This window comes from Roseibium sp. RKSG952, assembly GCF_009711355.1.
The window spans coordinates 1-240 of sequence record NZ_SMMF01000081.1; the positions used below are offsets into that span (position 1 = coordinate 1).

Consider the following 240-nt stretch of genomic DNA (forward strand, 5'->3'; position numbering starts at 1 on the left):
CTGCGGGGAAGTAGAATGAACCCCTTCGCATCTTTTGGGCGTTTGACAATTTCAAGCTGTGACGCCGCTTCTCCGACAAGGGCCAACTGGAGCTTGTCGCCTGAGTAACCGGTATCGGCGAAGAGCTTCTCAAGCCAGGGAAACAGTTTGCGCAAGCCTTTCAACGTGACGGCAGCGGCATCCCGGTCCTGCACGTTCGCGGGCCAGATCTCACCAGTGATCATGTGACCTTCCGTATCG

At 56.7% G+C, this 240-nt stretch carries 1 pseudogene; it reads right to left on the reverse strand.

The annotated features are described in order from the left end of the window. Positions 1-224: pseudogene (locus E1297_RS00205) on the reverse strand (IS5/IS1182 family transposase); the annotation flags it as partial. Positions 225-240: the final 16 nt, after the last annotated feature.